Source organism: Paenibacillus sp. cl6col (assembly GCF_900102125.1).
Classification (GTDB): domain Bacteria; phylum Bacillota; class Bacilli; order Paenibacillales; family Paenibacillaceae; genus Paenibacillus_B; species Paenibacillus_B suaedae.
The window spans coordinates 129,030-154,503 of the sequence record NZ_FNAZ01000009.1; the positions used below are offsets into that span (position 1 = coordinate 129,030).

Consider the following 25,474-nt stretch of genomic DNA (forward strand, 5'->3'; position numbering starts at 1 on the left):
GTTGACTGTACATCACATAAAAAGAAAGTTTCTTGCTGGTGTGCTGCTTGTTTTTGCTTTGCTGGGATGGAGTGTCAATATTGATGATACCGCTGCTGCTGCGAAATCAAAATATGCAGTTCAGCTAGGAAATGCAACGGTACCACAAAATGAGATATTGAATGAGCATGGGATGATCCTAGTTCCACTATCCACAATAACGGGTTCTATGGGGCTCGACATGTCCTATGCTTTTCAACCGGGATTATATGATTATCATGTATACGCTATACCGCAGAAGACCAAGACAGTCGAAGTTTGGGGGAATGACTATCGTGGATATTGGGTCAGCACACATCCGAATGGCAAGGAGGAGTACGAAGATTACACCCATGTTTATCAACCAGATCAGGATTGTGCTCCAAACTCGGATGTCTGTAGAGTGTTGAAGAAGTCATACCGCGGACCAATCATCCGAGACGGCCAACTGTATGTACAAGTACGATGGGTTGCGCAAGCATTTGATTGGAATTTAACAATCATTCCGCATGGGAAGGGGCAATTCGTGATTAAGATTACATCCAACACTGAGGGGAGCTAATGCATGGAGAAACGATCAACAAGGCCAGGCCGAATGTTAACGTTCATCTTGAATCATAGATTGATCTCGTTTTTGTTGATTGTGTTGTTAGTTAGTTTGAACGTGTTACTTTTCACGAAAATCTCATTTATCTTTTCTCCATTCATTATTTTCATTAAGACAGTACTGTTTCCAGTGCTTTTAGCAGGTGTGCTCTATTACTTGCTGAATCCGATCGTTGATCTTCTGGAACAATGGAGAGTCAAACGATTCATATCCATTCTCATTCTCTATATTCTCATTATCGGCATTATTACGGTCGTCGTTCTTGCTGTTATTCCTGTCATTAAGAAGCAAGTTATGGACTTGATTGCCAACTTTCCAGGGTTTAGCACCCAGATTGAGACGTTGTTCCGCGACATGATCGGCAGTGAGTTCTTCAACCGTATCCAGCAGAGCATCGATATTAATTCCAGCAACTTCGTAAGCTCCTTGTCCGAGCGGGCTACCTCGCTCTTAAACAACACATTCAATGGAATCGGTGGATTTCTAGGTGCAGTCACCGAAACGATTCTCGGCCTTGTCATCGTTCCATTCGTTCTTTTCTATTTACTGAAGGATGGCCGGCGGCTGCCTGATTATATCCTTACATTTTTGCCGACTACGCTGCGCAAGCAATCCCATCAAGTGATGTCCGAGATGAATAATCAAATCAGTTCCTACATACGGGGTCAGATTATTGTAAGCTTCTGCATCGGCATCTTACTGTATGCGGGCTATTTAATCATTGGGCTTGAATATTCACTAATTCTAGCAGTAATTGCAGCTTGTACGAGTATTGTACCGTATTTGGGCCCTGCAATTGCAATCACACCCGCGATGATCGTGGCGCTTGTCACTTCACCGATGATGCTGCTGAAAATGATCATCGTCTGGACGATTGTCCAATTGGTGGAAGGGAAGTTCATTTCGCCACAAATTATGGGGAAGACACTCCGCATTCATCCGATTACGATCATTTTCGTCATCCTGACAGCCGGCAACCTGTTCGGTGTAGTGGGCATTATTCTGGCTGTGCCTGGGTATGCAGTGCTCAAGGTTGTTGTTACGCATTTATTTGACTGGTTCAAGCGCCGCTCTAATCTCTATGACGATCATCTTACGATGTAAGTTGACTCTGCAGCTTGGGCAATTGATAAAATTCATATGCAGCGCCATTTCAACGTTTGTATGCGATGAGATGGCGCTGTTTCATGTGTTCATCGCTTATTCTGCATCCTGAGATAACGGCAGTTGCTGCATCGCAAAATTTTGATGATCTAGTATCAAATCTATTTATTTTTTATCCTGCCAAAGGAGGGACGATCACAACGACCTATTTGTCAAGAAGAGAGAGATGAGAAATTTATAATGTTGCTCTAATAGATTACAAAAAAGTAAACAACAGCAATGTTTCAGCTCTTCTCTAGAAAATAATGGATAAAAATTATGTGTTATGGTATGTAACGTCGCTGGTGAGCACATCAGCACTATCCATTTTTCTGGGAGATGAGAATATTGTTGAATAAAAAGAAGTTTGGAAAAATATTTGTATGCGTAACATTAACATTGTCCTTTGCACTGTCAGCAGGTGCAGTAATGCCTGTTCAAACAGCTAGCGCGGCTTCTACATCGCAAAGCTCCAAGGCAGACAAAATTATAGCAACAGGGAAAAAATACTTAGGTGTTAAATATAAATTCGGTGCCAAGTCGGGAAGCACGAAAGCATTCGACTGCTCTTCGTTCACACAATATGTATATGGCAAACACGGAATCAAGCTTCCACGCACATCGAAGCAGCAATCCAAGGTTGGGGTTGCAGTTAGCAAAAAGAATATGAAGAAGGGTGATCTCCTGTTCTTCTACTCTCCGGTTCATCATGTAGGAATCTATATGGGCAATGGAAAAATCTTACACACTTATGGCAAGGGCGGAGTAAGAATTGACAACTTGAGCAAGTGGGAGTCCCGCTTGACGAAAGTTCGTCGTGTAATTAAATAGTTTATAATGGACAAGCCTAAAGCAATACGATGTACTGCTTTAGGCTTGTTGTATGTTCTCAGGCGTTGTGCGAGTACGGTATGCACACAATAAATGTGCTGCCCTGTCCGATCGTGCTCTCAACTCGAATGGTGCCATGATGCTGCTCTACGAGCTCCTTCGCAATGGGTAGCCCTAAGCCCGTGCCTCCCGTTACGCGAGAGCGAGCCTTATCGACTCGATAAAATCGATCGAAAATTTTATCTAATTCTTCTTCGGGTATGCCAATTCCGGAATCCGATACTCGAAGGCATGCATTTTCTTTCTCTTGATAGACGGCAACTTCGATCCAGCCCAGGTCATTGGTATACCTTATGGCATTTTCAATGAGAATAATGGCAACCTGGCGCAATTGTTCCTTATCCCCATGTACATAAGCAGCCTTATTCAGATGCAAACGCAAGGAAATTTTGGAATCGGATTTCCATAGCTGCTTTATTGCTTCTCGGACAATGTCGGTAAGATTCACTTGTTCCTTCGGTGAGGGGCTTTTGCCTGAACGGGCTAACGTCAGTAGCTGAACAATAAGCCGCTGCATGCGCTGGCTCTCTAGGTCTAGCGAATCCAGTGATTTTTGCAGAACCTCAGCATTTTGATTCCCCCAGCGCTTCAGCAGCTTCACATGACCACGAAACGCGGTCAGCGGAGTACGGAGCTCGTGTGAAGCATTTGTAATAAAGTTCATCTCCCGTTCAATCAGTTCTTCATGCTCATCTAACAACTGATTGAAGCGCTCCGCCAATTTCGTTAGCTCCACCGGCGTTTTCGGGACATGAACCCTCTGCCTTAAATTCGGTGAATTCTTCATCTGAACAATTGAATTCATTATGCTGAACAGGGGGGAGAGGTTCCTTCTTGTTATTTGATAAATAAGCAGCGATCCTGCTGTTGAGCTGGCAAGTGCAGTAATGACAAGTACTTTAGTAATAATGAGCAAGATGCGTTCAATGGAGTGGAGCTGAACATGAATATAGATTCGACCGACCTGCCCATTGGTTTGATTCCATATGACTTCATCTCTGATGAACAGTCCATAATCGGTGTTCCACTGCACGGTATCAAACCATCGGAATCGATTTTTCTGTTCGGCGAGGAAAGCCTCGTCCCAGTTGCGAGTTTGTGCTAATATGCGTCCATCAGAGGACACAATTTGAACATCATAGTTCGCGTGATCGGGGTATAGCAGTTCATCGAGAAGGGATTGCCACTCCAGAAAGCCATCTTGAATACTTTCCCTTAGTTTGCGTTCGACGGCGAAAAGTTCCTGCTTGGAGTCTTGGAGCAACAGATGGGTGACTGCACCCATAATAGAGATCCCGATTAACAGAATGACAGCTAATAGGCTAAGAACATACCAGATCGTGAAGCGGAACATTAACGTATTGGCAGAATGCTTAAGCTGCTGGATAAGTGACTTGAACATGATCATTTCTGATTCCTTATGGTTCACGCAGCACATATCCGACACCGCGAACGGTCTGGATTAACTTATGCTGATAGCCGCGATCCAGCTTGTTGCGCAAATATCGGATATAGACATCGACGACATTCGTCTCACCAACAAAGTCATAACCCCACACAGAGGACAATAGCTGTTCACGGCCAATCACTTCACCGAGATGTTCCATTAGGTATTGAAGTAATTCGAACTCACGCTGCGTTAATTCGATTCGATCCCCAGCACGGGTTACAACTCTTTTCTTCACATCCAAGATGAGATCGGCGAGCTGGTATACTTCCTTCTCTTCCGGATTAGCGGCATGGTTGGGGCGTCGTAAAGCGGTGCGTATGCGGGCAAGCAGCTCCTCAATCTCGAACGGCTTCGTAATATAATCATCTGCACCTGTATCGAGACCAGCAATGATATCTCCAACATAATCACGAGCAGATAAGAGGATAATTGGGACATCACTGACGCGCCGAATTCTCCGGCATACTTCAAGGCCGTTCAGCTTGGGCAGCATCCAGTCTAGCAGGATGAGGCTCCACTCGCCTTGTTGAAAGAATTCTAATGCTTGTTCCCCGTCTACAGCGACAAGTACCTCGTACCCTTCATGCTCAAGTTCAAGCTGGATGAATTGAGATACACTTTGTTCATCTTCGACTAGTAATATGGAGTGGGCTGACATGTGTTCACCACGTTTACACAAAGTTTTCCTATAGTATGACCTTGGGGTTGGGAATGCATTCTAGACTGCTGGAAAAGGAAATAGCTCTCGTCGCAACGTAGAGATTCGACGAGAGCTATCTTGTGGTTAGCGCGGAATCGGCTGAGCAAGCAATGTGCTGATCAAGGCAGCTGCTTCTTGCTTGAGCATGCTGCGTTTGGATTCATAATTCAGAGTGCCGTCTGCGTTAGCTTTAATTTCGGGCCCGTATTTGTGCATAGCGGCAGCATACTTGACACCGTCTAATGCCCAGACGTCAGTATCACCAACCAGTTTCGCTTCTTGCACTGGAGATCCGAACGCTTGGGCGATTCGCCACGCAATCATTGCCGCTTCTTGCCGTTGAATGGGTTGATCAGGTCGGAAGAGCTCACCTGATGCTCCGGTGATAAGCCCCAGCTCATACGCCGTTTGAACGTCTTTGGCAGCCCAGTGGCCTTTCATATCGGTGAAGGAGACTGCGTTCAACGAAGGCTGCATGCGCAAGCACTGCATGAGCATGGAGACGAATTCAGCCCTCGTAATGGTAGAGGAGGGACGGAACTGTCCTTGATGTTCGGATACTCCACTCCTCATCATGATATCTTGAATGTATCCATAATACGGATGATTCTTGTCGATATCTGAATAGAGGACTTTAGGAACAGTGAGCTTCTCGAACCATGCTACGTTGCTGTTATCCATGTAGGAAATTTCCCCATTGTCTTCCTGTTTGAAGCCAACTAACTTTCCATGATCCGTACGGAACAGCCATGGTTCGATCTGAGTCAATGTATGGGTTCCGTAGAATGGATCGATAAGGGATAATTTTTTGTCAGATTGCTCAGCAATTTGAACGACCTGGATGCCCATCCGAAGATTACGGTAGTGGCCAACTAGCTTGCTTTTCATCTCTTGCGAGGGCTCTGTTTGCGGTGGGGCTGGGCGTTTGTCCGGATAATAGTGATTCATAAAGGAACGAAAAACCGTGTTGCGATAATCTACACTAGAGTCTTCGTTGGAATTGTATGCGACCAAAAAGCCGACATTTTGTTCTGGCAAGAGACTTAACCAAGAGCCGAACCCTGGAAGATTTCCACCCTTGCTTATGACGGTTTCACCATGATAGGCTTCTTGAAACAAGGATTCGAAGCCGTATGTCGTATTCGGAATTTTCGGATGAGCGGATACACGGATTTTTACCATCTCGCGTACGGTTTCAGGCTGTAAGATTCGCTGCCCCTTGTACGTACCGCCATTTAAAAGCGCGATCATAAATTTAGCCATATCCGCACCGGTTGATACAAGGCTCCCGTCGGGGCCGTCTGCGGGAGATACCTCGTAATAAGGAAGAACTTCACCTGTCTTCTTATAGCTTGTCGCTAGATCCTTCTTAGCATCAGGCGTCATCACGAAGCTGCTGTTCGTCATTCCAAGAGGCTGCAAAATATGCTGCATGCCATATTCATGGAAAGGAGCTCCAGTTATGCGCTCAACGAGATAGCCTTGAAGGCGAAAGGCGAAATTGTCATAGCTGTATACAGTGCCTGGCTTGCGTACAACCGTTGGCATATACTTGCGAATATACTCAGCATTCGTCTTGACTGCCATGTCGTCCGGAGCTTCAGGGTAATCGAAACCAGTCGTGTGCGTCATGAGATGCTCAGCTGTTAATGACCCTTCGACTTTTCGAGGAATGGCGACATCCCCCATGTACGCGCTGATGTCTTTCTTCAGATCAATCTTACCCTGCTCGGCGAGCTGAAGCAGGGCCAATGATGCGAAGGGCTTCGTTATGGAAGCAAATCTTAGAATCGTATGATCGGGATCCATGGACTTTTTGGTTTCTACATCTGCATAGCCATACCCTTTGCTTAATAAGACTTGCCCATCCTTGACGACGATAAAGACAGCTCCCGGAAGCTTCTTCAATGAAGGTGAAGAAAATAACTTGTCAGCAAAAGCTTCAACCTCCTTAGGATCGGAGGGGCCGTTAGTCACGATTGATGGGTTCGAGGCTTGTGTGTTCCGTACTACTGTGCTTGCGGACGGGGAAGATTCTGTACTCGAATCAGCCGCATACGCAGGAGCGACAGTTGTGAGTGCCACGGCAAGTGAGAGTATTATCATCAGCTTCCGAGCACGACGATGATTCGGATTAGGGCTGGCAGATGTTCTTTCTGAAGAATGTGGTTGCATGTTTCTCTCCTCCAATATGGATAAGGATTAATGGAGACTGAACTTGCGAGTACATATGAGACTGTGTCACTCTTGCACGGTACTTCAATTGCTGAGCATCTATTTGCGCTGCTTTTAATAAATATGAGACTCATGCTGAAAATTTTCTTACTTGCATGAAGGAGATAGATGGAGTTAATGTGGGTTAACCATTCTTTTTTTTGTTGGTTTGAGTTGGTTATGATAGAAATCATAGTATAATCATTTACATATAGAAGAGAGGCATTCATCGAGTTACCTGTCGAGCTACACGAATTAATAGGCTACGCGTCATCGGAGATGTTACGAAAATGGTTCGTTAGGGATATCCTCTGCTTCGACATACATACATATGCAACTAAGAAATCTAGCTTACAAGGAGGGCACAGTTTATGCTTCATCCGTCGTTAATTGAGAATGTGCTTACCGCCGCTTTAGCAACTGGCGGGGATTTTGCTGAGGTATTTATGGAAGATCAGACGACGTCTAGCTTGGGGATGATTGGTGGGATCGTAGAACATGCACTTGGCGGTCGAGATTATGGCGTCGGCATACGCATATTCAACGGGGTGTTCGCGGTATATGCGTATACGAATGATTGCACCGCAGATAATCTGATCAAGGTAGCTGCTTCAGCTGCACAAGCGATCCGTGGTCAAACCAGAGATATTGTGATTGATTTACGTCGAGCGAGCATCGTTGATCATCATCCGGTTCTTATTCCACCGAATGAAGTGGGAAAGGGACGCAAGATAGAATGGATGAGACGTGCGCATGCATCATCCATGGCATACAGCCCAGCGATTACGCAAACCTCGATAGCACTGAATAACTGGGTACAAGATATTTGCATTGCCAATTCCGAAGGACTGTTGGTGGAAGATCGCAGAACCTACACGAGAATGAGCTTCAACTCAATTGCTGAAGCGGGGGGCGTCAAGCAAGGAGGATACGTCGCTCCTGGTGCTCACGCGGGTCTGGAGTTAATCGAGTCGATGGATATTGATTGGTACGCTAGAGAAGCGTCCCGCATCGCGACTACGATGGTAGGCGCCGGCTATGCGCCGAGCGGCAAGCTGCCGGTTATTATCGATAATGCCTTTGGTGGTGTCCTATTCCATGAGGCATGCGGACATGGACTTGAGGCGACAGCTGTTGCGAAGAAGGCTTCTGTGTTCGCCGACAAGCTCGGTGAACAAGTGGCGTCTCCACTTGTAACCGCGATCGATGACGGGACGATTCCGAATGCTTGGGGCTCGCTGAATATCGACGATGAAGGATCGCCAACACAGCGTAATGTGCTCATCGAGAATGGGGTGCTGAAGGGCTATCTGATTGATAAGCTGGGCAGCCGCAAGATGGGAATGCCGTCAACGGGATCTGGCCGCCGGCAATCCTATCAATTTGCACCGACCTCCCGCATGAATAACACGTACATTGCAGCAGGTCATTCCACACCAGAAGAGATTATTGCCAATACAGAGTATGGCCTGTATGCCAAGACAATGGGCGGAGGCTCCGTGAATACAGCGACAGGTGAATTCAATTTTGCGGTCAATGAAGGCTACATCGTGCGCAACGGAAAGATCGAAGAACCGGTCAAAGGTGCAACGCTCATCGGCAAGGGAATCGATGTTCTCCAGAAAATTGATATGGTAGGCAACAATCTAGATCACGGTCAAGGCATGTGCGGCTCATTGAGCGGCAGTATTCCCGTCAATTGCGGTCAGCCAATGCTTCGTGTATCTAGCATGACGGTCGGCGGAAGAAAGGGGGAATAAACGATGGCATTGGAGATTGCAGCATTTCAACAGCATCTATTTGAAGAAGGGCGTAAACAAGGCTGCGTGAAGATGGAAGTCTATTATGAACAGACTCGTTCAACTTCTGTGCGTGTCTCTAAGGGAGATATCGACGCATTTACAATTAAGGAGACGGGCGGCGTCTCATTTCGCGGCGAATTCAACGGCAAAATGGGCAATGCCTATTCGGAAAAATTAGAAACGGATGTCATTGCATTTCTGATAGAAGAAGCAAGAAGTAATGCGCATGCACTCGAAAGCAGCGAAATAGACAAGTTGTTCCCTGGAGCACCCACTTATCAGCAGGTCAAAACCCATGAAGCGGAGCTGCTGCTTACGGCACCACAGCTTCTCATTGATGCAGCAATTGACATGGAGCGAATCGCGCTAGCATCCGATGAACGGATTACCTTAGTGAGAAGCTCTTCTGTTACGCTCACTGAGAATGAGGTCATGATCGCTAATACAGAGGGGTTGAATTGTAGCGCATCATACAGCACTGCAGTTGGCAGCCTATCCGTTGTGGCGACACAATCTGGCCAGACGACGACAGGCGATTGGTTCGATTACTCCATGGAACGCTTCGAGGATATTGACTTCGAGGCTATTGCTCACAAGGCAGTTGAGGAAGCGGTGTCGAAGCTGGGGGCGGATACCATATTGTCTGATCAATATCCAGTCATCTTCCGCCATGATGCAGCCAGCAAGCTGCTAGGTTCCTATACGTCCATCTTCTCAGCAGAGGCGGTAAATAAGGGCTTCTCAGGCTTGAAGGATAAGATCGGCGAGCAGATAGCGGGAAGTAATGTCACCCTTGTGGATGACCCGCTCATGAATGGCGTTCTGGGTGCTTGCTCGTTCGATGCAGAGGGGTATGCCTGCACATGTACGGAAGTGATTAAGGAAGGCAAGCTGCTCACTTATTTGCATAATGGGAAGACGGCAAGCAAGGCAGGTTTGGTCTCGACAGGTCATGCCTCTAAGGGCGGGTACCGCGGTAAAATCGGTATTGCGCCTCACAATATGTATGTACTTCCAGGTTCGACGGCGCTTGAGGACATGATTGCAGGCATGGAGAGAGGTGTAATGATTGTACAACTCCAAGGTCTGCACGCGGGGACGAATGCCGTATCCGGCGAATTCTCGTTATCCTGCACCGGCTTCCTTATCGAGCAGGGGAGAGTCGTACGTCCTGTCAATCAAATCACGGTATCCGGCAACTTGTTCGAGATGTTGAAGCAGATAGAGGTTGTAGGCAGTGATATCCGATTCACAGGCAGATGTAATGCGCCATCACTGAAGGTAAAGGGCTTGACGATCTCAGGAGCATAAATCTGAAGCAAATGCAACACAGGAATTGGATTTGACAGGAAAGAAGCCCGCTTTCTATAATGAATTTCTATAATAAGGTCGGTAGATAACAGCAGGAGATGCAGCATGACTGAACTATCAAAAAAAGAAACGTTTGTTTTTGGGTTAATGTTATTTGCTTTATTCTTTGGTGCAGGTAATCTCATATTCCCACCTGCGGTGGGATATGCGGCAGGTTCAAGTGTATGGCAGGCGATGGTAGGGTTCTTAATTACCTCAGTAGGACTGCCGATTCTAGGTGTTGCAGCAATCGCTAAATCTGGTGATTTGCAGTCGCTTACAAATCGCGTCCATCCAGGATTTGGGTTTGTGTTTACGCTTATTACGTATTTAGCGCTAGGGCCGTTTCTCGTCATTCCGCGTGCCGGCAGCGTAGCGTTTGAGATGGGAACAATCCCACTCCTTCCAGAGCCGCTTCGAACAAGCGGTTGGTCATTATTGACGTATTCCGTGATTTATTTTGTCATCAGCTATTGGTTGTGCTTGAATCCATCGAAGCTGTTCGAGCGCATCGGAAAAATACTGACACCGATATTGTTGGTGATGATTATTATCGTCTTCATTCAGAGTTTATTCCATCCGCTCGGGGACTATGGTGTGCCTGCAGAAGGGTATGCACAATATGCTGCTTTTAAGGGTGGTATAGATGGTTACTCAACGATGGATGCCTTGTCTGCTCTATTGCTTGGTAGTGTCGTCGTATCGGCAATACGCAAGCGTGGTGTTACGAACACACAGAAGCTGTCTGCCATCACGATTAAGGCTGGGCTGATCGCAGGAGTATGTCTCGCCATCATTTACATGATGATCGGGTACCTTGGATCCACGAGCCATTCTGTAATCGAAGGGGCTGCGAATGGCGGTCAAATATTGACTGCAATCGTGCTATTCTTATTTGGCAAATGGGGCACCGTACTGCTTGGGATTGTATTCCTTCTTGCTTGCTTAACGACTTCGGTCGGCCTGTTGGCAGCGTGTGGAGAGTACTTCCATTCCATTATGCCGCGGATTTCGTATAACAAGTGGATTGGAATCTTATGTGTCGTAAGTGTAGCCGTAACCAATTTGGGGCTTGATCAGATTATTTCATTTTCAGCGCCAATCGTGTCCGCCATTTACCCACTTACCATTGTTCTTATCATTTTGGCGTTGCTTCATCGCATGTTCCATGGACATTCAGCCGTATATATTGGCAGCTTGCTCGCAACTGCATTAATCAGCATTGCGGATGGCTTGAAGCAGGCGAATTTCGAAATGGGGGCGGTGGAGAGACTGTACAGCCATCTCCCGTGGTATACGGCTGGACTTGGCTGGGTCGTTCCTGCCATTGCGGGGGCACTTATCGGCTATTTGTGGGCATTTGCTCGCAAGGAATCACAGGATAGTCAGCCAACGGAAGCAACGGAAGCAATTGAATAATAGTAGAGTGAGTATAAGCTTAATTTCCTTAGTTAGGGGATTAAGCTTTTTTTTCATCTCGCTGTATGAATTAGCAGAAGGAATACACGAACGGGGAGCGAATAGAATCAGGATATGTTGTCGAGCATTTGCTTAGGCAGTATGTAAGAAAGGGGATCAAGATACGATGATCGTGAAAATGACACATTCGAATAGGGATGATTACAATAAGCCAAACGACGACGGATTTACTGTGATTGGTCGGATTGTTCCCACCTATAAAAATGACACATGGTCTTATACAGAAGAACGATTTGATGAGCCGTATTTCAAGCAATATGAAGAGGAAGAATTTGATAACTGTTATATAGAGGACGAAGATAAGGCAGTGTTCTTCTATTACGGGGAGGACAGCTGCGTCGGACAAATGAAAATTTGTTCAAACTGGAATGGATTTGCGCTCATTGAACATATTCAAGTTGCAGCAGCTTGGAGGCATAAGGGAATTGGAACTGCATTATTGAAGACGGCTGTGGAATGGGCGATGCAAAATAACTGTGCGGGTCTTATGCTTGAGACACAGGATGTGAACATTCAAGCGTGTCGCTTATATGCCAAGTATGGCTTTGTCATTGGCGCAGTAGACAATATGATGTATGCGAATTTTGCAACTGCGAAGGAAAGAGCGATTATTTGGTATTATAAGTTCTCGCGTTAGTTGCAAGGGATACATAACGGCTAGGTGAAGCCTCCTTCTCATAAGGAAGGCTTTTTTTGTTGCGCTGAAATAGTGCCTTTGTGTTGAAGCATGTGTTTTCGATTCGCTCTAATAAATGTGTTCGTAAGGTAGAATTACCGACCCTGAACATAAATGTGTCTTTAATGTGAAAAATATGTGTCAATTCCGTTAACGTTAATGGTATAATAAGGAATGACAACAAAGAAACTTCATACAACCTATCATGCATATCAGAATGGGGCGGATGAAATGAATTATCAGGTGAAGGTTCCTACGCGAACAAAAGCGATATTGGGTGGCTCTCTGTTATTCAGTGCCGGAATGCTGCAAATTGCGGCCATGACAGAGCGGACATTTCCTGTATTGTTCTTCATGCAGATGGCGGTTATTGGCATTGTCATAATGTCATTGATAGCGGGAGCATACGCGACATGGGTTAAGCGGACAGTCGAAATCCATCCAACTTCAGACACGATTCGCTTGCATGGCAATGTGTATCATGCAAATGAGATCGAATCCATTAAGATAAAAGGCGTCAATTCCCCTGCAATCGGTATACAATTAAAATCGAAGCATATAATTCCGTTGAAATGTTGTTTTTCCTTCACGAAGGGAGATCAGCGTGGAAATGATGAGCTTCTGAAGTGGGCGGAACGCAATGGCGTTCCCGTGAAGCAAACATACTTCATTACGTGGATTTAACAAGATAGGATATGCTAGGGAAGGAGGCGCTGAAATGATTCGAGAAGTTGCAACATTATCCATTAAGGCTGGTATGCGCAATGATTTCGAAAGCGCCTTCCGTCATGCATCTTCGATATTGGAAGCTGCAAGAGGGTATATCACACATGAATTGCATAAATGTGTAGAGGCAGCCGATCGATACATGGTGATTGTGCAGTGGCACTCTTTGAAAGAGCATGCGGTTGGTTTTCGTCATACCGTGCAATATGAACAATGGAATGCGCTGCTGGAAGCTTATTATGAGTCACCTCCACAGGTGGAGCATTATGTGCAAATCCCGGTTCACTTGAAGTAGTGTGTTATCATTTCATGTTGTCTACTCTTTTGTCTATATACAGCGTGCCGTCACGTTGTATCTCCGCATAGAAGATTTCCTCGATTTGCTCGGGAGAGCATCCTGCTTTACGCAGCGCTTGGCTTAACCATTCCTTCGTCAGGTTAAGGTCAAGGAGATTTTTATAGACGATGGAGCCATCAACGATAATCTCGGTAGGCATATACAATGTAGGCTGCACGCACACTTTCAGGTCCTCTTTCGTAGGGGACTCTTTTTCGGCTTTTTTGAGCACACTCATTCGTCCATGCGGTTCCAGAATTGCATAATCAACATCTTGAATGGAGAAGACATCCTTTTCGCGAAGCAGCATGCTAATATCGTCCATATTGAGATGCATGGACGCCATTGCTTTTTCGAGAATCTTTCCTTTTTTAATGACAATGGTAGGTTCACCGTCTAAGAGTACGCGAATACGTGGGAACTTTAAGGACAGCTTACCGATCCCTATTGTCAGCAGGCTCCATACTGTTAAGCTTATGATTCCGTCAACAATGGAAATATGAGTCTCAATTGCGATATCCGCAGCGATAGAACCGAATGTGATTCCAGTGATGTAGTTGAATAAAGTAATGTGGCTCATTTGTTTTTTGCCTAGCAATCGGCTAAATGCAAGCAAAGAGATGAAAGCAAATATAGTACGAGCTATGATGTCCACGGATGCACGCTCCTTTGTAATTGGAGTTTGTCCCACCCTCTTTGATATTATTCGAATATAAGTCCTGACTACGGATACATAGAGTACGTTCTTTGCAGCAAAAGGCTAAGTGATCATCCATCTACATAGGATATAGGGTTGCTGAAGCTGCTATAGATGAGGGGGATATACATAATGGCTTGTCAACAAGAAGATTTGACCGTTGATATAATAAATGTACCTACTTCTGTATTTGTTGATGTAGAAAGTGCGTTCGCCAGTGATCAACGCCGCTTACTGGTTAGCGATAATCCTGAGATATTAAATGAGTCCTCATTCCCGGGGACAGCGTGTACCTTATGGCATGATATCGTGTGCTCCGATGAGGAATCTGTCACGCATCGCCTATTCGGATGGCATCGCAATGAAACAGGACAGCCGCTGCAGCTGGGGGTGACTGTACAAAACCTGTCTACATCTACCCGGATAGCCATTCAGCATATCCGCAGGGATATCCATATTCAGCCAGTGTCAGATCAGATGATTCAAGTAGGACAATGTCTTGCAAAGTCTTGTTTAAGCGGAACGCTGGATCATTATACTTCCGTAGACCAACACGCAGATGTGACTAGCACAGCAATGATTGAGTCGGTAAGGCTGGATACCAACTATTTTGCAGGGTTCATCTATGAGTTCACGATAGAACGGGATTCAGGGGCAGGGGAGATGGAGTATGCGATCCGTACAGTCGCAAGTCGGGACGTCACTGCCGATATAAGACTCATTCATTCAGATCCGTTGACTCCGTACGGCACTCATCCTAGAGGAAGCTGGCCTTATGCCGAGGTTCATGCTAGTATGCCTGCCTATGTTATAGGGACAGAGCGTGTATACCGTGTATGTGCCCGAAAGAAGATGACTGGAGAAATGGCTTCTGACTTTTTGTTTGCCGCAAGTGCAAGCGAATTACGGGAAGGTGCGGTTGATAATACCGGTCAATTCGGTGCTATTTACTTGGTGGATATTCCGCTGCATAATGATACGGAGGAAGAAGCGGTTGTTCGCATTTATGTAAATCCTCGAGGGGGAGCATTCGCAGGGGCTATATTCGTTGATGGAAAAGTAATCGGTGTACCGCTCATGATGGACAACACGAATGTATGCTTGATTGCGAAGGTTGTGGCTCCTGTTGGTGTTCGTACCTTTCAATGCAAATTGATGACGGCAGGGGAATCCAATTTACCGCTCGGCATTTATTTGAAGTAGTGGTTTGAAGTTTTGTGTGAAGTAGTTATGGAAATGAAGAAGATACTGAGGGATGTGGTCGGACCGATGCAAATGTATGTCGGGTTACTGCGTGGAGTTAACGTAGGTGGCAAAAACAAGATAAAAATGGCAGATTTGAAGCTTCTTCTTGAAAATATGGGACTTACCCATGTACGAACGCTGCTGCAGAGCGGCAATGTTGTATTTGCTTCATCAGAAGCAAGGGAATGGCTAGAAGCACGAATTCAGGAGGAAATAGGGAATGCATTTGGCTTCAAGCCGAACGTCATGCTGCGGACGACCCAGGAAATGAAGGCTATTGTAGCTGAATGTCCGTATGATGCAGCTGTGCTGAAGGAAGGAGAGGGTATTCAGATTACAATGTGCAAGGACGAGCCTTCGCCTGACACCGCCAGTATATTGTCTAAGGGTATGCAAGAAGTTGATGAATTCCAGATACAAGGCCGTGAGATATATTGTTTGTATCGCCAGAGTGTCCTAGATTCGAAGCTGGCAAATAATTTTCAAAAGTTAGGATCGAATGTAACGACACGGAATTGGAATACCATGACGAAACTTGCGGCGCTTGCGGGTGAACTTGATGATTTCCTGCAGCGTGAGAATGGCAATGGAAATGATTAATCTATTGGTTCGTGCGATGGAGATTTACTCTATTGACAAAATGGGTATTTTCACATCATAATATGTAATGTTTAAACATATAAACATACGAGGTGAGAATCATCGCGACTGAGCACGGACAATATGATTGCAGCAGTAACAAAGAGCAGGTGCTGGAGAAGTTCCAGCAGGCGACACCCATCTTTCAAGCGCTTGGAGACACGAATCGGCAGCAGATCATTATACTCCTGCTTGAACATAGCGCTCTGAATGTGAACCAAATCACCGAACATATGGAGATATCGAGACCGGCTGTCTCGCACCATCTGAAAATCTTAAGACAAGCCGGGCTCATCACGTTCGACAAGCAGGCGAATGAGAAGCTGTATTCCTTGCGTGCAGGGGGATTTATGACGACGATTAAAGAGTTGATGCTGTCCATTGAAGCGGGAGTATAACCAATGAAGGCATATTGGTTCGGATAGAAGAATGCGTATCGTGTTACAGGTACTCCATGAATTCAAGTCGATTTCCAAATGGATCGTTTACATAGAAGCGAATTACATCTTCTTCTATCCGGGCGGAGTCGTCGGTCACTTCAATATGATGCTGCAGGAGATGGGACTGTAAGGATTCAAGATTGGTAATAACGAAGGCGGGATGAGCTTTTGTCGCAGGAATGAAGTCTTGCTGCACGCCGATATGGACTTGGTGATTTCCGCATTGGAACCATACACCTCCACGCTGCTGAAGAGCTTCGGGCTTCGGAATCTCTGCCCAGCCCAATAATTCGTGATAGAATTTCCGTGCTACGGATTCACATTCGACGGGGGCGGCTAACTGGATATGGTCAAGACCAAGAAAGATGTGGGACATGAGTAACCTCCTTTGTTGTTCCATTCTGTGGAACACAGTTTCAATTTCCTAATCCTATTATATAGGATCAAGATGTAAGATCCAATGGGTAAAGTGTTTCTGTGCAAGAAGTGCTTATTTTTTTGCTAAATATGTTTAAATGTTTAAACATATTATCTAATTAAAGGGTGAACAATTATCATGAGTAATCAAAAGTCTAACCGAAGCATTTATGTGCTTATGCTGCTCGTGCCGTTATTTTGGGGTGGATCATTTTCTACAGCAGCTCATGTCATTACCGAGATTCCTCCACTCGTAGCCGCAACGATTCGATTTGCATTGGCAGGGATGATCTTAGCGGTGCTGCTCACGATGCGATCAGAGTGGAATATCCGTGCATGGAGGGATAATTGGAAGGGGCTTCTCATTGTATCGCTTACGGGAATTTTCGGATACAATGCGTTGTTCTTTATGGCGCTGCATTATACGTCTGCAATTAACGGTTCACTCATCATTGCGACGATGCCGCTGTTCGTATCGCTTGGTGCGATGTTATTCTTCAAGGAACGATGGAGCGGCAAGTTTGGGATTAGCCTTGTGCTGTCCTTCATCGGTGTGGTTATCGTAATTACGAAGGGCTCATGGCACCGATTAGCTAGCTTGTCCTTCAACGAAGGAGATTTATTGTTTCTGGCAGCATTAATGTGCGGGGTCATATATAGTCTTGTTGGGAAAAAGGTAGTGCATGATGTCTCTCCCTTGTTCACGACTACAGTAATGACCTTGTTAGGTTCTCTGTTTCTGGGAGTCAGTTCGCTATTTGAAGGGGGTTGGGGTAAAGTTCCCGATATGTCTCTGCAAGGTTGGACGGAGATGGCGTATATGGTCGTATGCGGTACACTTATTGGTTATATTATTTTCAACCTTGGCGTGCAGCAAATCGGTGCGAGCAAGGCGAGCATATACTTGAACTTGACGCCAATCGTAACCTCACTATTGTCCGTATGGCTGTACGGCGACAGCATGACGTGGTCGATTGCTGTGGGTCTTGTCTTCGTGCTGGCAGGTGTATGCCTGGCAACCATTCAGCCGAGACGAAGAACTAGAACATCAATCATCGGTCAATCGGTGAAGTGATAGAAGATGAGACGTGGTCATATACCGTAAATCGAAGGTAGATAATGAATATGCAACACTCTGAAGGATTGCGATCAGCCAGCTTGGACAGCGTTCAACAAGACTATTGGAGAATCTTATCTCCCTGCTAGAGAAGAAAGAGAAGAAAGAGAAGAAACTCTCCTTATTAGATCTGGGAGAGTTTCTTTGATGATAAAAATTAAATTACCTATCAGATTGTATCTGAAGCCAATTAGACGGTCGGGCCGGTGAACGGGAAGTGCAGTGCGGCCATATAGGCGAGCGTAATTAATCCAGCCATAAGCAGAGTGAACCATACATCGCGCCGATGGCAGCGTGTAATATAATAGTAGGTACGTGATTGGCCCATCTGGAACCGCTTCGCCTCCATTGCGACAGCGACTCGCTGCGCACGGCGAATGCTCTGTGCGAGCAGTGGCAGGGCGTACATGCGTAGACGCTCATATATCCCTTTTAATCCCTTGCTGTATTGAACGCCGCGGATTTGCAGGGCATGCGTGCGAACTCGGTAATCCTCCCAGATCGCAGGGAGCAGCCGCAAGGAGGCGATGAAGCTATACGCATATTGCGGCGGAAGCCGGAATTGCTGCATCAGCGCATAGAATAACAATATTGGCTTCGTCGTGAAGGCGAATGTGATGCCAAGCATGCCGAAGCAGAGTGTTTTCACTCCGATGACAAGTCCGCGGTAGAAGCTCTCCTCGGTGATGCGGATTATTCCCCATGACCACCATTCATGCTCCCCCTTGCCGAACAAGATCATCGTGGATGCTGTCGAGACGAACAGGAGAAGGAACGGTGTTGTCACGAACAGCAGCTTCTTCGTAGAGTGGCCGCTGCATAGAAACAACAGCAGTGTGTAGAAGATTAGCTGATAACATGCAAAATCAAGCTCTCGGGTTAGCAGCGCAATAATGAGCAAGGCGAGAAAGACGAGAAGCTTGAGCGCAGGGTTAACCTGATGAAGCCATGTTTCAGATTTGGGAGCGAGCAGCTTCATTTCATCTGCACCTCCCGCATTGTCTGTCCACGTGGGGAAGCTTCTACTTCGATCAGTTGGCCTTTGTCAACATGCCATATCCGATCTGCAAAACGATCCACGATATTCATGTCATGTGTCACCATGACTATGGCGGTTCCTTCTGTCCGAAGCCGGTTCAACTTTTCCAATACAGCAAATGTATTTTTAGCGTCTTGCCCGAAGGTTGGCTCATCCAGGAGCAGGATTGGACGCTTACGCATCATCGCTGTGGCGACACTTAATCTGCGTTTCTGACCAAGTGACAAATGATACGGATGCCGATCCCGTCCGATATTCAGATCGAATGATTCCATGACTTGTTCCACTCTATGTGCAATGTCCGATTCATCCCAGTTGTTCTGCCTAGGTTCATAAGCAAGCTCATCATAGATCGAATCCGTTAGAAACTGCATCTCAGGATTCTGAAATACGAAGGCGAGTTCGGCTGGAGGCTGCTTTCCCGTATTTCTGAATCGTGGGAACCATCGCTTGCGAGCCTGTGCTGGCAGCTCTTGACCCTCAATAAGATACATGCCTGTAGTACGCAGAATTTGCATAAGAGACAACAATAGTGTGCTCTTGCCAGCGCCGTTCTCTCCGATAATCGTAATCCATTCCCCCGGATAAATATCTACGCTCGGGACGGATATGCGACGAATTTCTTCATAGTATCCGCTAAAATCACGCAAAGAGAGCAGTGGCTGCACGGCTTGCAGACGCGTGTAGGTGAGCCCGCCGTCCTGCTTGCAATGAGGCTGTTGATATCCGTTCGCCGTTCGTTGCTGCGTTATGGCTTGGTAGGCTTCTGAATAACTGTAGTCCTGCCATACACCGGGATACCAAATACCATATTCAATGAGCTTATCTTTATGATGTAGAAATACATTTTTCGGCTCGTCGTCCGCAATGATTTGTCCAGTGCTGTCGAATAGCACCACACGATTGATAATGTCGATAACATGCTCGATTTTGTGCTCCACGATTAGAATGGTGGAGGAATCGGCAGCTTGTTTCACGGTGTCCCAGACTTGCTTCGTTCCTTCTGGATCAAGAAGCGCTGTAGGCTCATCGAGGAACAACACCTCTGGTTCTAGCAGCAGGACGGACGCAAGCGCGAGCCGCTGCTTCATTCCTTGGGATAGCGTATGGATTTCTGTATGCAGATTGTTGAACTGCAATCCCACTCTTTCAAGTATGCCTGTCATGCATGCTGGCATTTGATCATAGGGGATCGAGAGATTTTCCAGTACAAAGGCGAGCTCTTCATCTACATATGGCATGCAGAACTGGCTGTCCGGATCTTGGAATACGAAGCCCCAGCTTGAAGGAAGCTTAATCTGATCGTATTTCATCGGCACTTCGATAGAGTGGGGCATAATTCCGCTTAATACATGCAGCAATGTTGATTTGCCGCAACCGCTTGGCCCGAGGAGCAGTACCTTCTCACCGGTAGAAATGTGGAAGGAGAGGTCCTTGAACAGCAAGGAATCCTCTCCTGGAAATGTTAGGCGCAAGCGGTCAACAAATGCAGACGAATTCGCATGAGATTCCTGTTGCATGTGTAACCACCTTATTCCGAATTTGTGGCGTACGCACAAATTCTATCTATTCATATTATGCGTGCTATTGATTAAGTACCGCGTAATCTTCTTTGGACACAGGACGTATGGATTTGGTTACCCCTGTCACTTCCAATGCACGAACGAGCAAGCCGGCAAATACGCCAGCGAAGATGAACGCACTAATGACACGAAGTCCGTACTTCAAGACGAGCACCCATGTCTCGTAATCTGCATATCCGTAACCGAGATCGATAATGAATGAGCCGACTGCGGACAGAATGCCAGCGATGCCTGCGATGACGATGCTGTGCTTGCGGTATCCAGTCAAGGCGAATGCCAATTCTGCCGCCAGACCTTGTACACAGCCATACACAATCGTCTCTAGTCCCCAAGCAGAGCCAAGAATAGCCGATAAATTAGCGGCAGCAAGACTTGCAAGGAAGCAGACGCCGGGCTTGCGAATGACTAGGTACGCGAATGGGCCAGCCATAAACCACATGCCATATGTTAATTGTCCTGCTTGTGGGAACAACGGCTTTGCGAGACTGTAGACGCTCTCCCACATTTTGAAGATCACACCAAATACGACCCCGATCATCACGGTAATGAGAATATCCGTAAACTTTAATTTGTTGCTTCTCTGTTGTTCTGGCAACATAACCCTCTCCTTTGTTGTATAGCTAGCATACAAAAAAACCGTCTGGCAACCAGACGGTAGAAGAGTCCTAGATCACAGCAGAGCATGATCACACGACAAATACAGATTCTCTACGCTGGCATTATCCAGATCAGATTAACGGTCAGTAGCGGTATACTCATCTACAATCTCAGCCTGATTCCTCAAGCCCCCGAATTTGTATGACTATGCAATTGCTCATATCATACAATATTCATGATAGGTTGACAACGAAATGTTTACAAAAAACATAAAAATAGGATAGGGATAGAAGCCAATGATTGTAATCGTTCGCTAGACAACATCGAAGAGAGGAATAAGGAGATAAGGAGCGTGTTAGGAGATTTGAAGAGAGAATAGAACAAAATGAGGATCAGGAAGAAGTCCTGATCCTCATGAATTGTTAATCGTGTGAAGTTGTAGAATGTCGTCTCAATGACAAGCTGTATACGATCCCTCCGCATGCAAGAACTGCTATGAGCAGAATAATCAGGCCACTGTATAAGGCAAATGAAGCTTCCTTGGCAACGGTAGGTGTCAGTGAAGTCAACAGCCAACTATGTGTAAGCAGACCGCCGACTACAGCGATGCCGATGCCTTCAGCCATAAAGCATGCAAAGCTGAGCATGCTCATTCCTTCTCCTGCTTGGTCAGGTGCTAGCGATTCTGCAACGGATGCAGATATAACTGTCTTGATGAATGACAACCCTCCGAACACGAGCACGAGGGCGAACGTCATCAGCCATGGAGAATCATTCCCCCACGCAAGGAGCGTGACGAAACTGAATGTGACAAGACCTATTCCAGCGACAAATACAAATGAAGTTCCTCTCTTATCAACGAGAGTTCCACCGAGTATGCCGAACAGAATAACGCTGAGTGACCCTGGGAAAATGATCGCGCTGCCGATAACAGCGGTCGAAAGTTGATGTACATCCCGCATGAAGTAAGGAACCATGGAAATAAATCCAGCTACCGTTCCTAGCAAAATGGAACCAGCAAGCGTGCCAAGTACATATGGGCGATTAGCGAACAGGGACGGAGCAATAAACGGTTCGCGAATACGGCGGATATGCAAAGCAAACCCAAGAACGAGAATCATACTGCAGACCAGATAGAACCAGACATATGTCGTAGTAAACAAGGTAAATAGAATAATGCCTGCTGACAAGAAGGCAATGCCGATGATATCTGTTCTCCCATTGCGAGAAGGCTCCTGCGGCAGTGCGGTCAAGAAGAAGGGGAGACTGACTATTGTCATTACCGGAATGACAAACAGGTAGGACCAATGCACATAATCTGCCAGTACACCGCCTACAGCTGGGCCAATCCCTTCACCAAGCGCTACCATAGAGCCAATCATGCCAAACGCCTTGCCTCGATGCTGTTCTCCAACGTAGCGAGTGACCATAACCATGATGAGTCCGGGCACAGCCGAAGCCCCGGCACCTTGTATCAATCTGGCTGCCAATACAGCCGACAAGTAGTCATGGGCGAAGAAACCGAGCAACGAGCCACTACCATAGATGAGCACACCGATGAGCAGCGGCTTCTTAATGCCGTATTGGGATGACAGGGTGCCATAAATGATGGAACCGAGCGCGAAGGTAATCATGAAGCATGTGTTGATCCAATTCGCAATGGCCGGAGTGATACTAAAATCGTGTGCGATGTCGGGCAAGGATACGTTGAACACAGTCTCATTCAACACACTGAAAAATGCTAAAAAGCTTAACCACGCGATCGATTTCTTCACATTGGGAAAGGCATATACGGGTTGTTCTTGTTCTGCCGCCTCGATGCGGTTGTCATTGTTCATTTGTTCCACGAATAGGAATCCCCTTTCTCTTGCTAAAGGGGAATTGCGCAGTTTACAGGGGTGTTATGCGTTATCCCCGATTATTACCTGCCCCAATTGATGTTACGCACTTCATCTTAACGCCTCCCAATTATTGTTGCTTCCAGTATAGCAGTGGGATTTTCCTTATTCAATTAAAAATGCAATAATATAGACTGCACTCAATGCAAGACAGACAAGGGTAAGAATAAGGAGATACAAAGTAAATGAATGTACTTATTGCAGACGATGAGCCGCATATGTTGAAAATTTTAGCGGCTTATTTTGATAAAGAGGGCTTTCGAACTTTTACGGCAGAGAACGGGCATCAAGCGCTTGAGATCTATTACAACCAGCCGCTGGACTTGGCAGTGCTCGATTGGATGATGCCGCAGATGAGCGGGATTGAGTTGTGTCGAGAAATCAAATCGAATTCGAAGTTAAAGGTGCTCATGCTAACGGCCAAGGGAGAGCATGAAGATGAGCTGACAGCTCTTGATTCTGGAGCGGATGAGTATATGCGGAAGCCGTTCGATCCTCGGGTTTTGCTGGCGAGGGCGAAGAAGCTGCTGAAGATGCAGGCACAATATCTATTTGGGGATATCCAGGTAGATATGGAAGGACAGAAGATTTGCAAGCGTGGAATTGATCTGCGGGTTACGAAGAAGGAATTTCAATTGATGAAGTTTTTTATTCTGAATAAGGGGCAGGTCTTAACGCGCAAAGCGCTGCTTGATCATGTATGGGGCTATGATTACTTCGGCGAGGAACGTACGGTAGATACGCATATACGCCGCTTGCGGGAGAAGATCGGCGAGGAGTGGATACGGACGCACCGTGGTATGGGTTACAGCTTCGAGCATCCGAATAGCCATGAATAAGCTTAGTCGCAAGCTGTTTGTGCAAATTGCACTTATTCTTGTCGTAGTGTTCGGACTCTCGTATTGTGTGAATACGTTCTTTATGCCAAATTATTTTGTCCATCAGAAGCGTGCTGCGTTGACGGAAGCGGTGGAGAGGTTGCGCAGCATAGAGTCGAAGCAGCTCCTTGAAGAAGTTCAGCGGGTGGCGGATGATTACCACTTCACAATCGTTCATACCCCCTACGACCATGACATTGACCGCTTAAACTGGACACTGCGCGAACAATTTACGCGGGAGCGGATTGCGATGAGCAAATTCTGGCTCACGGAAGAGAGCCTTGCACAGCTAATGCGCGGCGGGATAGTTACGAAGTCGTATCAGCAGGAGAAGTTGAAGTCGAGCGTTTTCGTTACGTTTGTCATGAAAGAAGGAATGATTCTCGCTGTAGGCGAATCGGTGGCTAATTCAGGCGAGACGATACGTATCGTCAATCAGTTCAATTTGATTATTGCGGTAGGTGCGCTCTCACTAGCCCTTCTGCTCGCTGCTTGGTTTTCCAGGCGAACGGTGAAGCCTATTGAGCAGCTTAAGAATATGGCGGAGGATATCGCCGAACGACGATACCGGACAGTGGACATCCGAACAGGAGATGAGATTGAGGAGCTTGCGCACAGCATTAATACGATGAGTGATAAGTTGAAGCAAGCGCATCTGGAGCTGGAGGAGAAGAACCGGAACTTGCGTGTCCTTATTCGTGACATCTCACATGAACTGAAGACACCGCTTGCCGTGATCAAGGCATATTCCGCAGGGGTGAAGGATGGTCTGGATGACGGCACCTACATGGATGTCATACAGTCGCAAACGGATGATATGTCCGAGCTCGTTACGAAGCTGTTGGAATGGTCTCGCTTGCAGACGGAAGAGCTGAACATTGAGAATGTTCATGTCGTTAATCTTCTTGAGCAAGTCATTGCGAAATATGAGCTACCTCTGCAGCAGCATTCGATTGAGTTGACCTTGAATGATCAGAATGCGGAAAGCTTTTGCGTCCAGGCTGATAGGGTCAAGCTTGAAATGGTGCTGAACAATCTCGTATCGAACGCAATGAAATACACGACGAATCGGAAAATTCAGATTGATCTTACGAACAAGGATGATGCATTAGTGCTGTTCATTCGGAATGGATGTACGTTCTCCATGACTGAAGAGCAGCTGAAGCAATTGTGGGAGCCGTTCTTCGTTGCTGAGAGCTCGCGGAACAAGCAGCTTAGTGGTACAGGGCTTGGTCTGGCTATTGTGAAGGGGATCCTGCAGAAGCACAAGGCGGCTTATGGCGTGCGACTGCATACTGGAGATATCGAATTTCATATTGCGCTTCCTCTATGCAAGCAGGGGGAGCAGATGTAAGACTGCCTTTCAAGTGGTATTTTCAATTTTATTGCTGAAAGGCAGTTTTTTGTATGTAGGCAATAACTTCCATGCTCTTGCTATCTAGATGCTCATGTTCACGCAGATAGGCTTCTTGATGTCTGTTTTCATTTTGTCATATTGGCGTAACATTGGTCTCCTATGATTGGGTTGAGG

General features: G+C 46.3%; 24 protein-coding genes and 1 riboswitch. Of the genes, 15 read left to right on the forward strand and 9 right to left on the reverse strand.

The genetic code is table 11. The features are described 5' to 3' along the window. Position 1 precedes the first annotated feature (1 nt). The 3 genes from BLS15_RS21815 (at position 2) to BLS15_RS21825 (ending at position 2,599) form a co-directional block, all read left to right on the forward strand. Positions 2–580, forward strand: coding sequence for a hypothetical protein (locus BLS15_RS21815; protein WP_028531491.1), 579 nt, complete (start codon positions 2–4; stop codon positions 578–580). Positions 581–583: 3 nt separating this feature from the next. Further along, complete coding sequence (locus BLS15_RS21820; RefSeq protein ID WP_028531490.1) at positions 584–1,729, forward strand: AI-2E family transporter; 1,146 nt, start codon at positions 584–586, stop codon at positions 1,727–1,729. Between the two features lie 390 nt (positions 1,730–2,119). After that, the gene (locus BLS15_RS21825) at positions 2,120–2,599 is read left to right on the forward strand and encodes a C40 family peptidase (RefSeq protein ID WP_227774794.1); all 480 of its coding nucleotides are present in this window, start codon (positions 2,120–2,122) and stop codon (positions 2,597–2,599) included. Between the two features lie 58 nt (positions 2,600–2,657). Here BLS15_RS21825 and BLS15_RS21830 read toward each other — a convergent pair whose 3' ends face one another. The 3 genes from BLS15_RS21830 to BLS15_RS21840 form a co-directional block, all read right to left on the reverse strand. Beyond that, entirely contained in the window at positions 2,658–4,061 is a 1,404-nt protein-coding gene (locus BLS15_RS21830) for a sensor histidine kinase (protein ID WP_021253667.1), read from the reverse strand. A 16-nt stretch (positions 4,062–4,077) separates the two neighbouring features. After that, entirely contained in the window at positions 4,078–4,767 is a 690-nt protein-coding gene (locus tag BLS15_RS21835) for a response regulator transcription factor (protein WP_021253666.1), read from the reverse strand. Between the two features lie 126 nt (positions 4,768–4,893). Beyond that, positions 4,894–6,984, reverse strand: a complete 2,091-nt coding sequence (locus BLS15_RS21840; protein WP_021253665.1) for a serine hydrolase domain-containing protein — start codon at positions 6,982–6,984, stop codon at positions 4,894–4,896. A gap of 410 nt (positions 6,985–7,394) precedes the next feature. Here BLS15_RS21840 and BLS15_RS21845 point away from each other — a divergent pair, with 410 nt between their 5' ends. The 6 genes from BLS15_RS21845 (at position 7,395) to BLS15_RS21870 (ending at position 13,351) form a co-directional block, all read left to right on the forward strand. Continuing rightward, positions 7,395–8,783: a TldD/PmbA family protein gene (locus BLS15_RS21845; protein ID WP_028531487.1), complete on the forward strand. Its 1,389-nt coding sequence runs from the start codon at positions 7,395–7,397 to the stop codon at positions 8,781–8,783. Positions 8,784–8,786: 3 nt separating this feature from the next. After that, a complete protein-coding gene (locus BLS15_RS21850) occupies positions 8,787–10,136 on the forward strand; it encodes a TldD/PmbA family protein (RefSeq protein WP_021253663.1) in 1,350 nt (449 codons plus the stop codon). Between the two features lie 105 nt (positions 10,137–10,241). Beyond that, entirely contained in the window at positions 10,242–11,594 is a 1,353-nt protein-coding gene (gene brnQ / locus BLS15_RS21855; RefSeq protein WP_090513729.1) for a branched-chain amino acid transport system II carrier protein, read from the forward strand. Positions 11,595–11,760: 166 nt separating this feature from the next. Continuing rightward, complete coding sequence (locus tag BLS15_RS21860) at positions 11,761–12,291, forward strand: GNAT family N-acetyltransferase (RefSeq protein ID WP_021253661.1); 531 nt, start codon at positions 11,761–11,763, stop codon at positions 12,289–12,291. A gap of 213 nt (positions 12,292–12,504) precedes the next feature. Next, a complete protein-coding gene (locus tag BLS15_RS21865; RefSeq protein ID WP_021253660.1) occupies positions 12,505–13,014 on the forward strand; it encodes a hypothetical protein in 510 nt (169 codons plus the stop codon). 34 nt (positions 13,015–13,048) lie between these two features. After that, positions 13,049–13,351, forward strand: a complete 303-nt coding sequence (locus BLS15_RS21870; RefSeq protein WP_021253659.1) for an antibiotic biosynthesis monooxygenase family protein — start codon at positions 13,049–13,051, stop codon at positions 13,349–13,351. Between the two features lie 7 nt (positions 13,352–13,358). Here BLS15_RS21870 and BLS15_RS21875 read toward each other — a convergent pair whose 3' ends face one another. Then, positions 13,359–14,048, reverse strand: a complete 690-nt coding sequence (locus tag BLS15_RS21875; protein ID WP_028531483.1) for a DUF421 domain-containing protein — start codon at positions 14,046–14,048, stop codon at positions 13,359–13,361. Between the two features lie 174 nt (positions 14,049–14,222). Between BLS15_RS21875 and BLS15_RS21880 the strand changes: the two genes are divergently transcribed. The 3 genes from BLS15_RS21880 (at position 14,223) to BLS15_RS21890 (ending at position 16,372) form a co-directional block, all read left to right on the forward strand. Next, a complete protein-coding gene (locus BLS15_RS21880) occupies positions 14,223–15,293 on the forward strand; it encodes a hypothetical protein (protein ID WP_021253657.1) in 1,071 nt (356 codons plus the stop codon). Positions 15,294–15,326: 33 nt separating this feature from the next. After that, positions 15,327–15,935 carry a DUF1697 domain-containing protein gene (locus BLS15_RS21885; protein ID WP_254777387.1) on the forward strand — a complete coding sequence of 203 codons (609 nt, stop codon included), beginning with the start codon at positions 15,327–15,329 and terminating at the stop codon, positions 15,933–15,935. 92 nt (positions 15,936–16,027) lie between these two features. Continuing rightward, entirely contained in the window at positions 16,028–16,372 is a 345-nt protein-coding gene (locus tag BLS15_RS21890; protein WP_021253655.1) for an ArsR/SmtB family transcription factor, read from the forward strand. Positions 16,373–16,415: 43 nt separating this feature from the next. Here the strand turns inward: BLS15_RS21890 and BLS15_RS21895 are convergent, their stop codons facing one another. After that, entirely contained in the window at positions 16,416–16,790 is a 375-nt protein-coding gene (locus BLS15_RS21895) for a VOC family protein (RefSeq protein ID WP_028531481.1), read from the reverse strand. Between the two features lie 180 nt (positions 16,791–16,970). Here BLS15_RS21895 and BLS15_RS21900 point away from each other — a divergent pair, with 180 nt between their 5' ends. After that, positions 16,971–17,906, forward strand: a complete 936-nt coding sequence (locus tag BLS15_RS21900) for a DMT family transporter (RefSeq protein ID WP_028531480.1) — start codon at positions 16,971–16,973, stop codon at positions 17,904–17,906. 232 nt (positions 17,907–18,138) lie between these two features. Here BLS15_RS21900 and BLS15_RS21905 read toward each other — a convergent pair whose 3' ends face one another. The 4 genes from BLS15_RS21905 to BLS15_RS21920 all read right to left on the reverse strand — a co-directional run bounded on the left by BLS15_RS21905 (position 18,139) and on the right by BLS15_RS21920 (position 23,005). Then, positions 18,139–18,927: an energy-coupling factor transporter transmembrane component T family protein gene (locus BLS15_RS21905; RefSeq protein ID WP_021253652.1), complete on the reverse strand. Its 789-nt coding sequence runs from the start codon at positions 18,925–18,927 to the stop codon at positions 18,139–18,141. After that, positions 18,924–20,507 carry an ABC transporter ATP-binding protein gene (locus BLS15_RS21910; RefSeq protein ID WP_028531479.1) on the reverse strand — a complete coding sequence of 528 codons (1,584 nt, stop codon included), beginning with the start codon at positions 20,505–20,507 and terminating at the stop codon, positions 18,924–18,926. The genes BLS15_RS21905 and BLS15_RS21910 overlap by 4 nt, the downstream gene beginning before the upstream one ends. A 64-nt stretch (positions 20,508–20,571) precedes the next feature. Continuing rightward, complete coding sequence (locus BLS15_RS21915) at positions 20,572–21,168, reverse strand: ECF transporter S component (protein WP_021253650.1); 597 nt, start codon at positions 21,166–21,168, stop codon at positions 20,572–20,574. Between the two features lie 90 nt (positions 21,169–21,258). Beyond that, positions 21,259–21,372, reverse strand: a riboswitch (TPP riboswitch). Positions 21,373–21,589: 217 nt separating this feature from the next. Then, positions 21,590–23,005: an MFS transporter gene (locus tag BLS15_RS21920; protein ID WP_081676895.1), complete on the reverse strand. Its 1,416-nt coding sequence runs from the start codon at positions 23,003–23,005 to the stop codon at positions 21,590–21,592. A 245-nt stretch (positions 23,006–23,250) separates the two neighbouring features. On the opposite strand from BLS15_RS21920, the gene BLS15_RS21925 reads away from it, so the two are divergent. Then, positions 23,251–23,904 (forward strand): response regulator transcription factor, encoded by a 654-nt coding sequence (locus tag BLS15_RS21925; RefSeq protein WP_021253648.1) that lies wholly within the window; start codon positions 23,251–23,253, stop codon positions 23,902–23,904. Beyond that, positions 23,897–25,297 carry a sensor histidine kinase gene (locus tag BLS15_RS21930; protein ID WP_028531477.1) on the forward strand — a complete coding sequence of 467 codons (1,401 nt, stop codon included), beginning with the start codon at positions 23,897–23,899 and terminating at the stop codon, positions 25,295–25,297. Before BLS15_RS21925 ends, BLS15_RS21930 begins: the two co-directional genes overlap by 8 nt. Positions 25,298–25,474: the final 177 nt, after the last annotated feature.

What these genes read in the sequence shown, in the direction of transcription:
- BLS15_RS21820 (WP_028531490.1), top strand. Translation starts at nt 584, where the DNA reads ATGGAGAAACGATCAACAAGGCCAGGCCGAATGTTAACGTTCATCTTG.
- BLS15_RS21830 (WP_021253667.1), bottom strand. Translation starts at nt 4,061, where the DNA reads ATGTTCAAGTCACTTATCCAGCAGCTTAAGCATTCTGCCAATACGTTA.
- BLS15_RS21835 (WP_021253666.1), bottom strand. Translation starts at nt 4,767, where the DNA reads ATGTCAGCCCACTCCATATTACTAGTCGAAGATGAACAAAGTGTATCT.
- BLS15_RS21840 (WP_021253665.1), bottom strand. Translation starts at nt 6,984, where the DNA reads ATGCAACCACATTCTTCAGAAAGAACATCTGCCAGCCCTAATCCGAAT.
- BLS15_RS21845 (WP_028531487.1), top strand. Translation starts at nt 7,395, where the DNA reads ATGCTTCATCCGTCGTTAATTGAGAATGTGCTTACCGCCGCTTTAGCA.
- BLS15_RS21850 (WP_021253663.1), top strand. Translation starts at nt 8,787, where the DNA reads ATGGCATTGGAGATTGCAGCATTTCAACAGCATCTATTTGAAGAAGGG.
- brnQ (WP_090513729.1), top strand. Translation starts at nt 10,242, where the DNA reads ATGACTGAACTATCAAAAAAAGAAACGTTTGTTTTTGGGTTAATGTTA.
- BLS15_RS21860 (WP_021253661.1), top strand. Translation starts at nt 11,761, where the DNA reads ATGATCGTGAAAATGACACATTCGAATAGGGATGATTACAATAAGCCA.
- BLS15_RS21865 (WP_021253660.1), top strand. Translation starts at nt 12,505, where the DNA reads ATGACAACAAAGAAACTTCATACAACCTATCATGCATATCAGAATGGG.
- BLS15_RS21870 (WP_021253659.1), top strand. Translation starts at nt 13,049, where the DNA reads ATGATTCGAGAAGTTGCAACATTATCCATTAAGGCTGGTATGCGCAAT.
- BLS15_RS21880 (WP_021253657.1), top strand. Translation starts at nt 14,223, where the DNA reads ATGGCTTGTCAACAAGAAGATTTGACCGTTGATATAATAAATGTACCT.
- BLS15_RS21885 (WP_254777387.1), top strand. Translation starts at nt 15,327, where the DNA reads ATGAAGAAGATACTGAGGGATGTGGTCGGACCGATGCAAATGTATGTC.
- BLS15_RS21895 (WP_028531481.1), bottom strand. Translation starts at nt 16,790, where the DNA reads ATGTCCCACATCTTTCTTGGTCTTGACCATATCCAGTTAGCCGCCCCC.
- BLS15_RS21900 (WP_028531480.1), top strand. Translation starts at nt 16,971, where the DNA reads ATGAGTAATCAAAAGTCTAACCGAAGCATTTATGTGCTTATGCTGCTC.
- BLS15_RS21905 (WP_021253652.1), bottom strand. Translation starts at nt 18,927, where the DNA reads ATGAAGCTGCTCGCTCCCAAATCTGAAACATGGCTTCATCAGGTTAAC.
- BLS15_RS21910 (WP_028531479.1), bottom strand. Translation starts at nt 20,507, where the DNA reads ATGCAACAGGAATCTCATGCGAATTCGTCTGCATTTGTTGACCGCTTG.
- BLS15_RS21915 (WP_021253650.1), bottom strand. Translation starts at nt 21,168, where the DNA reads ATGTTGCCAGAACAACAGAGAAGCAACAAATTAAAGTTTACGGATATT.
- BLS15_RS21920 (WP_081676895.1), bottom strand. Translation starts at nt 23,005, where the DNA reads ATGAACAATGACAACCGCATCGAGGCGGCAGAACAAGAACAACCCGTA.
- BLS15_RS21925 (WP_021253648.1), top strand. Translation starts at nt 23,251, where the DNA reads ATGAATGTACTTATTGCAGACGATGAGCCGCATATGTTGAAAATTTTA.
- BLS15_RS21930 (WP_028531477.1), top strand. Translation starts at nt 23,897, where the DNA reads ATGAATAAGCTTAGTCGCAAGCTGTTTGTGCAAATTGCACTTATTCTT.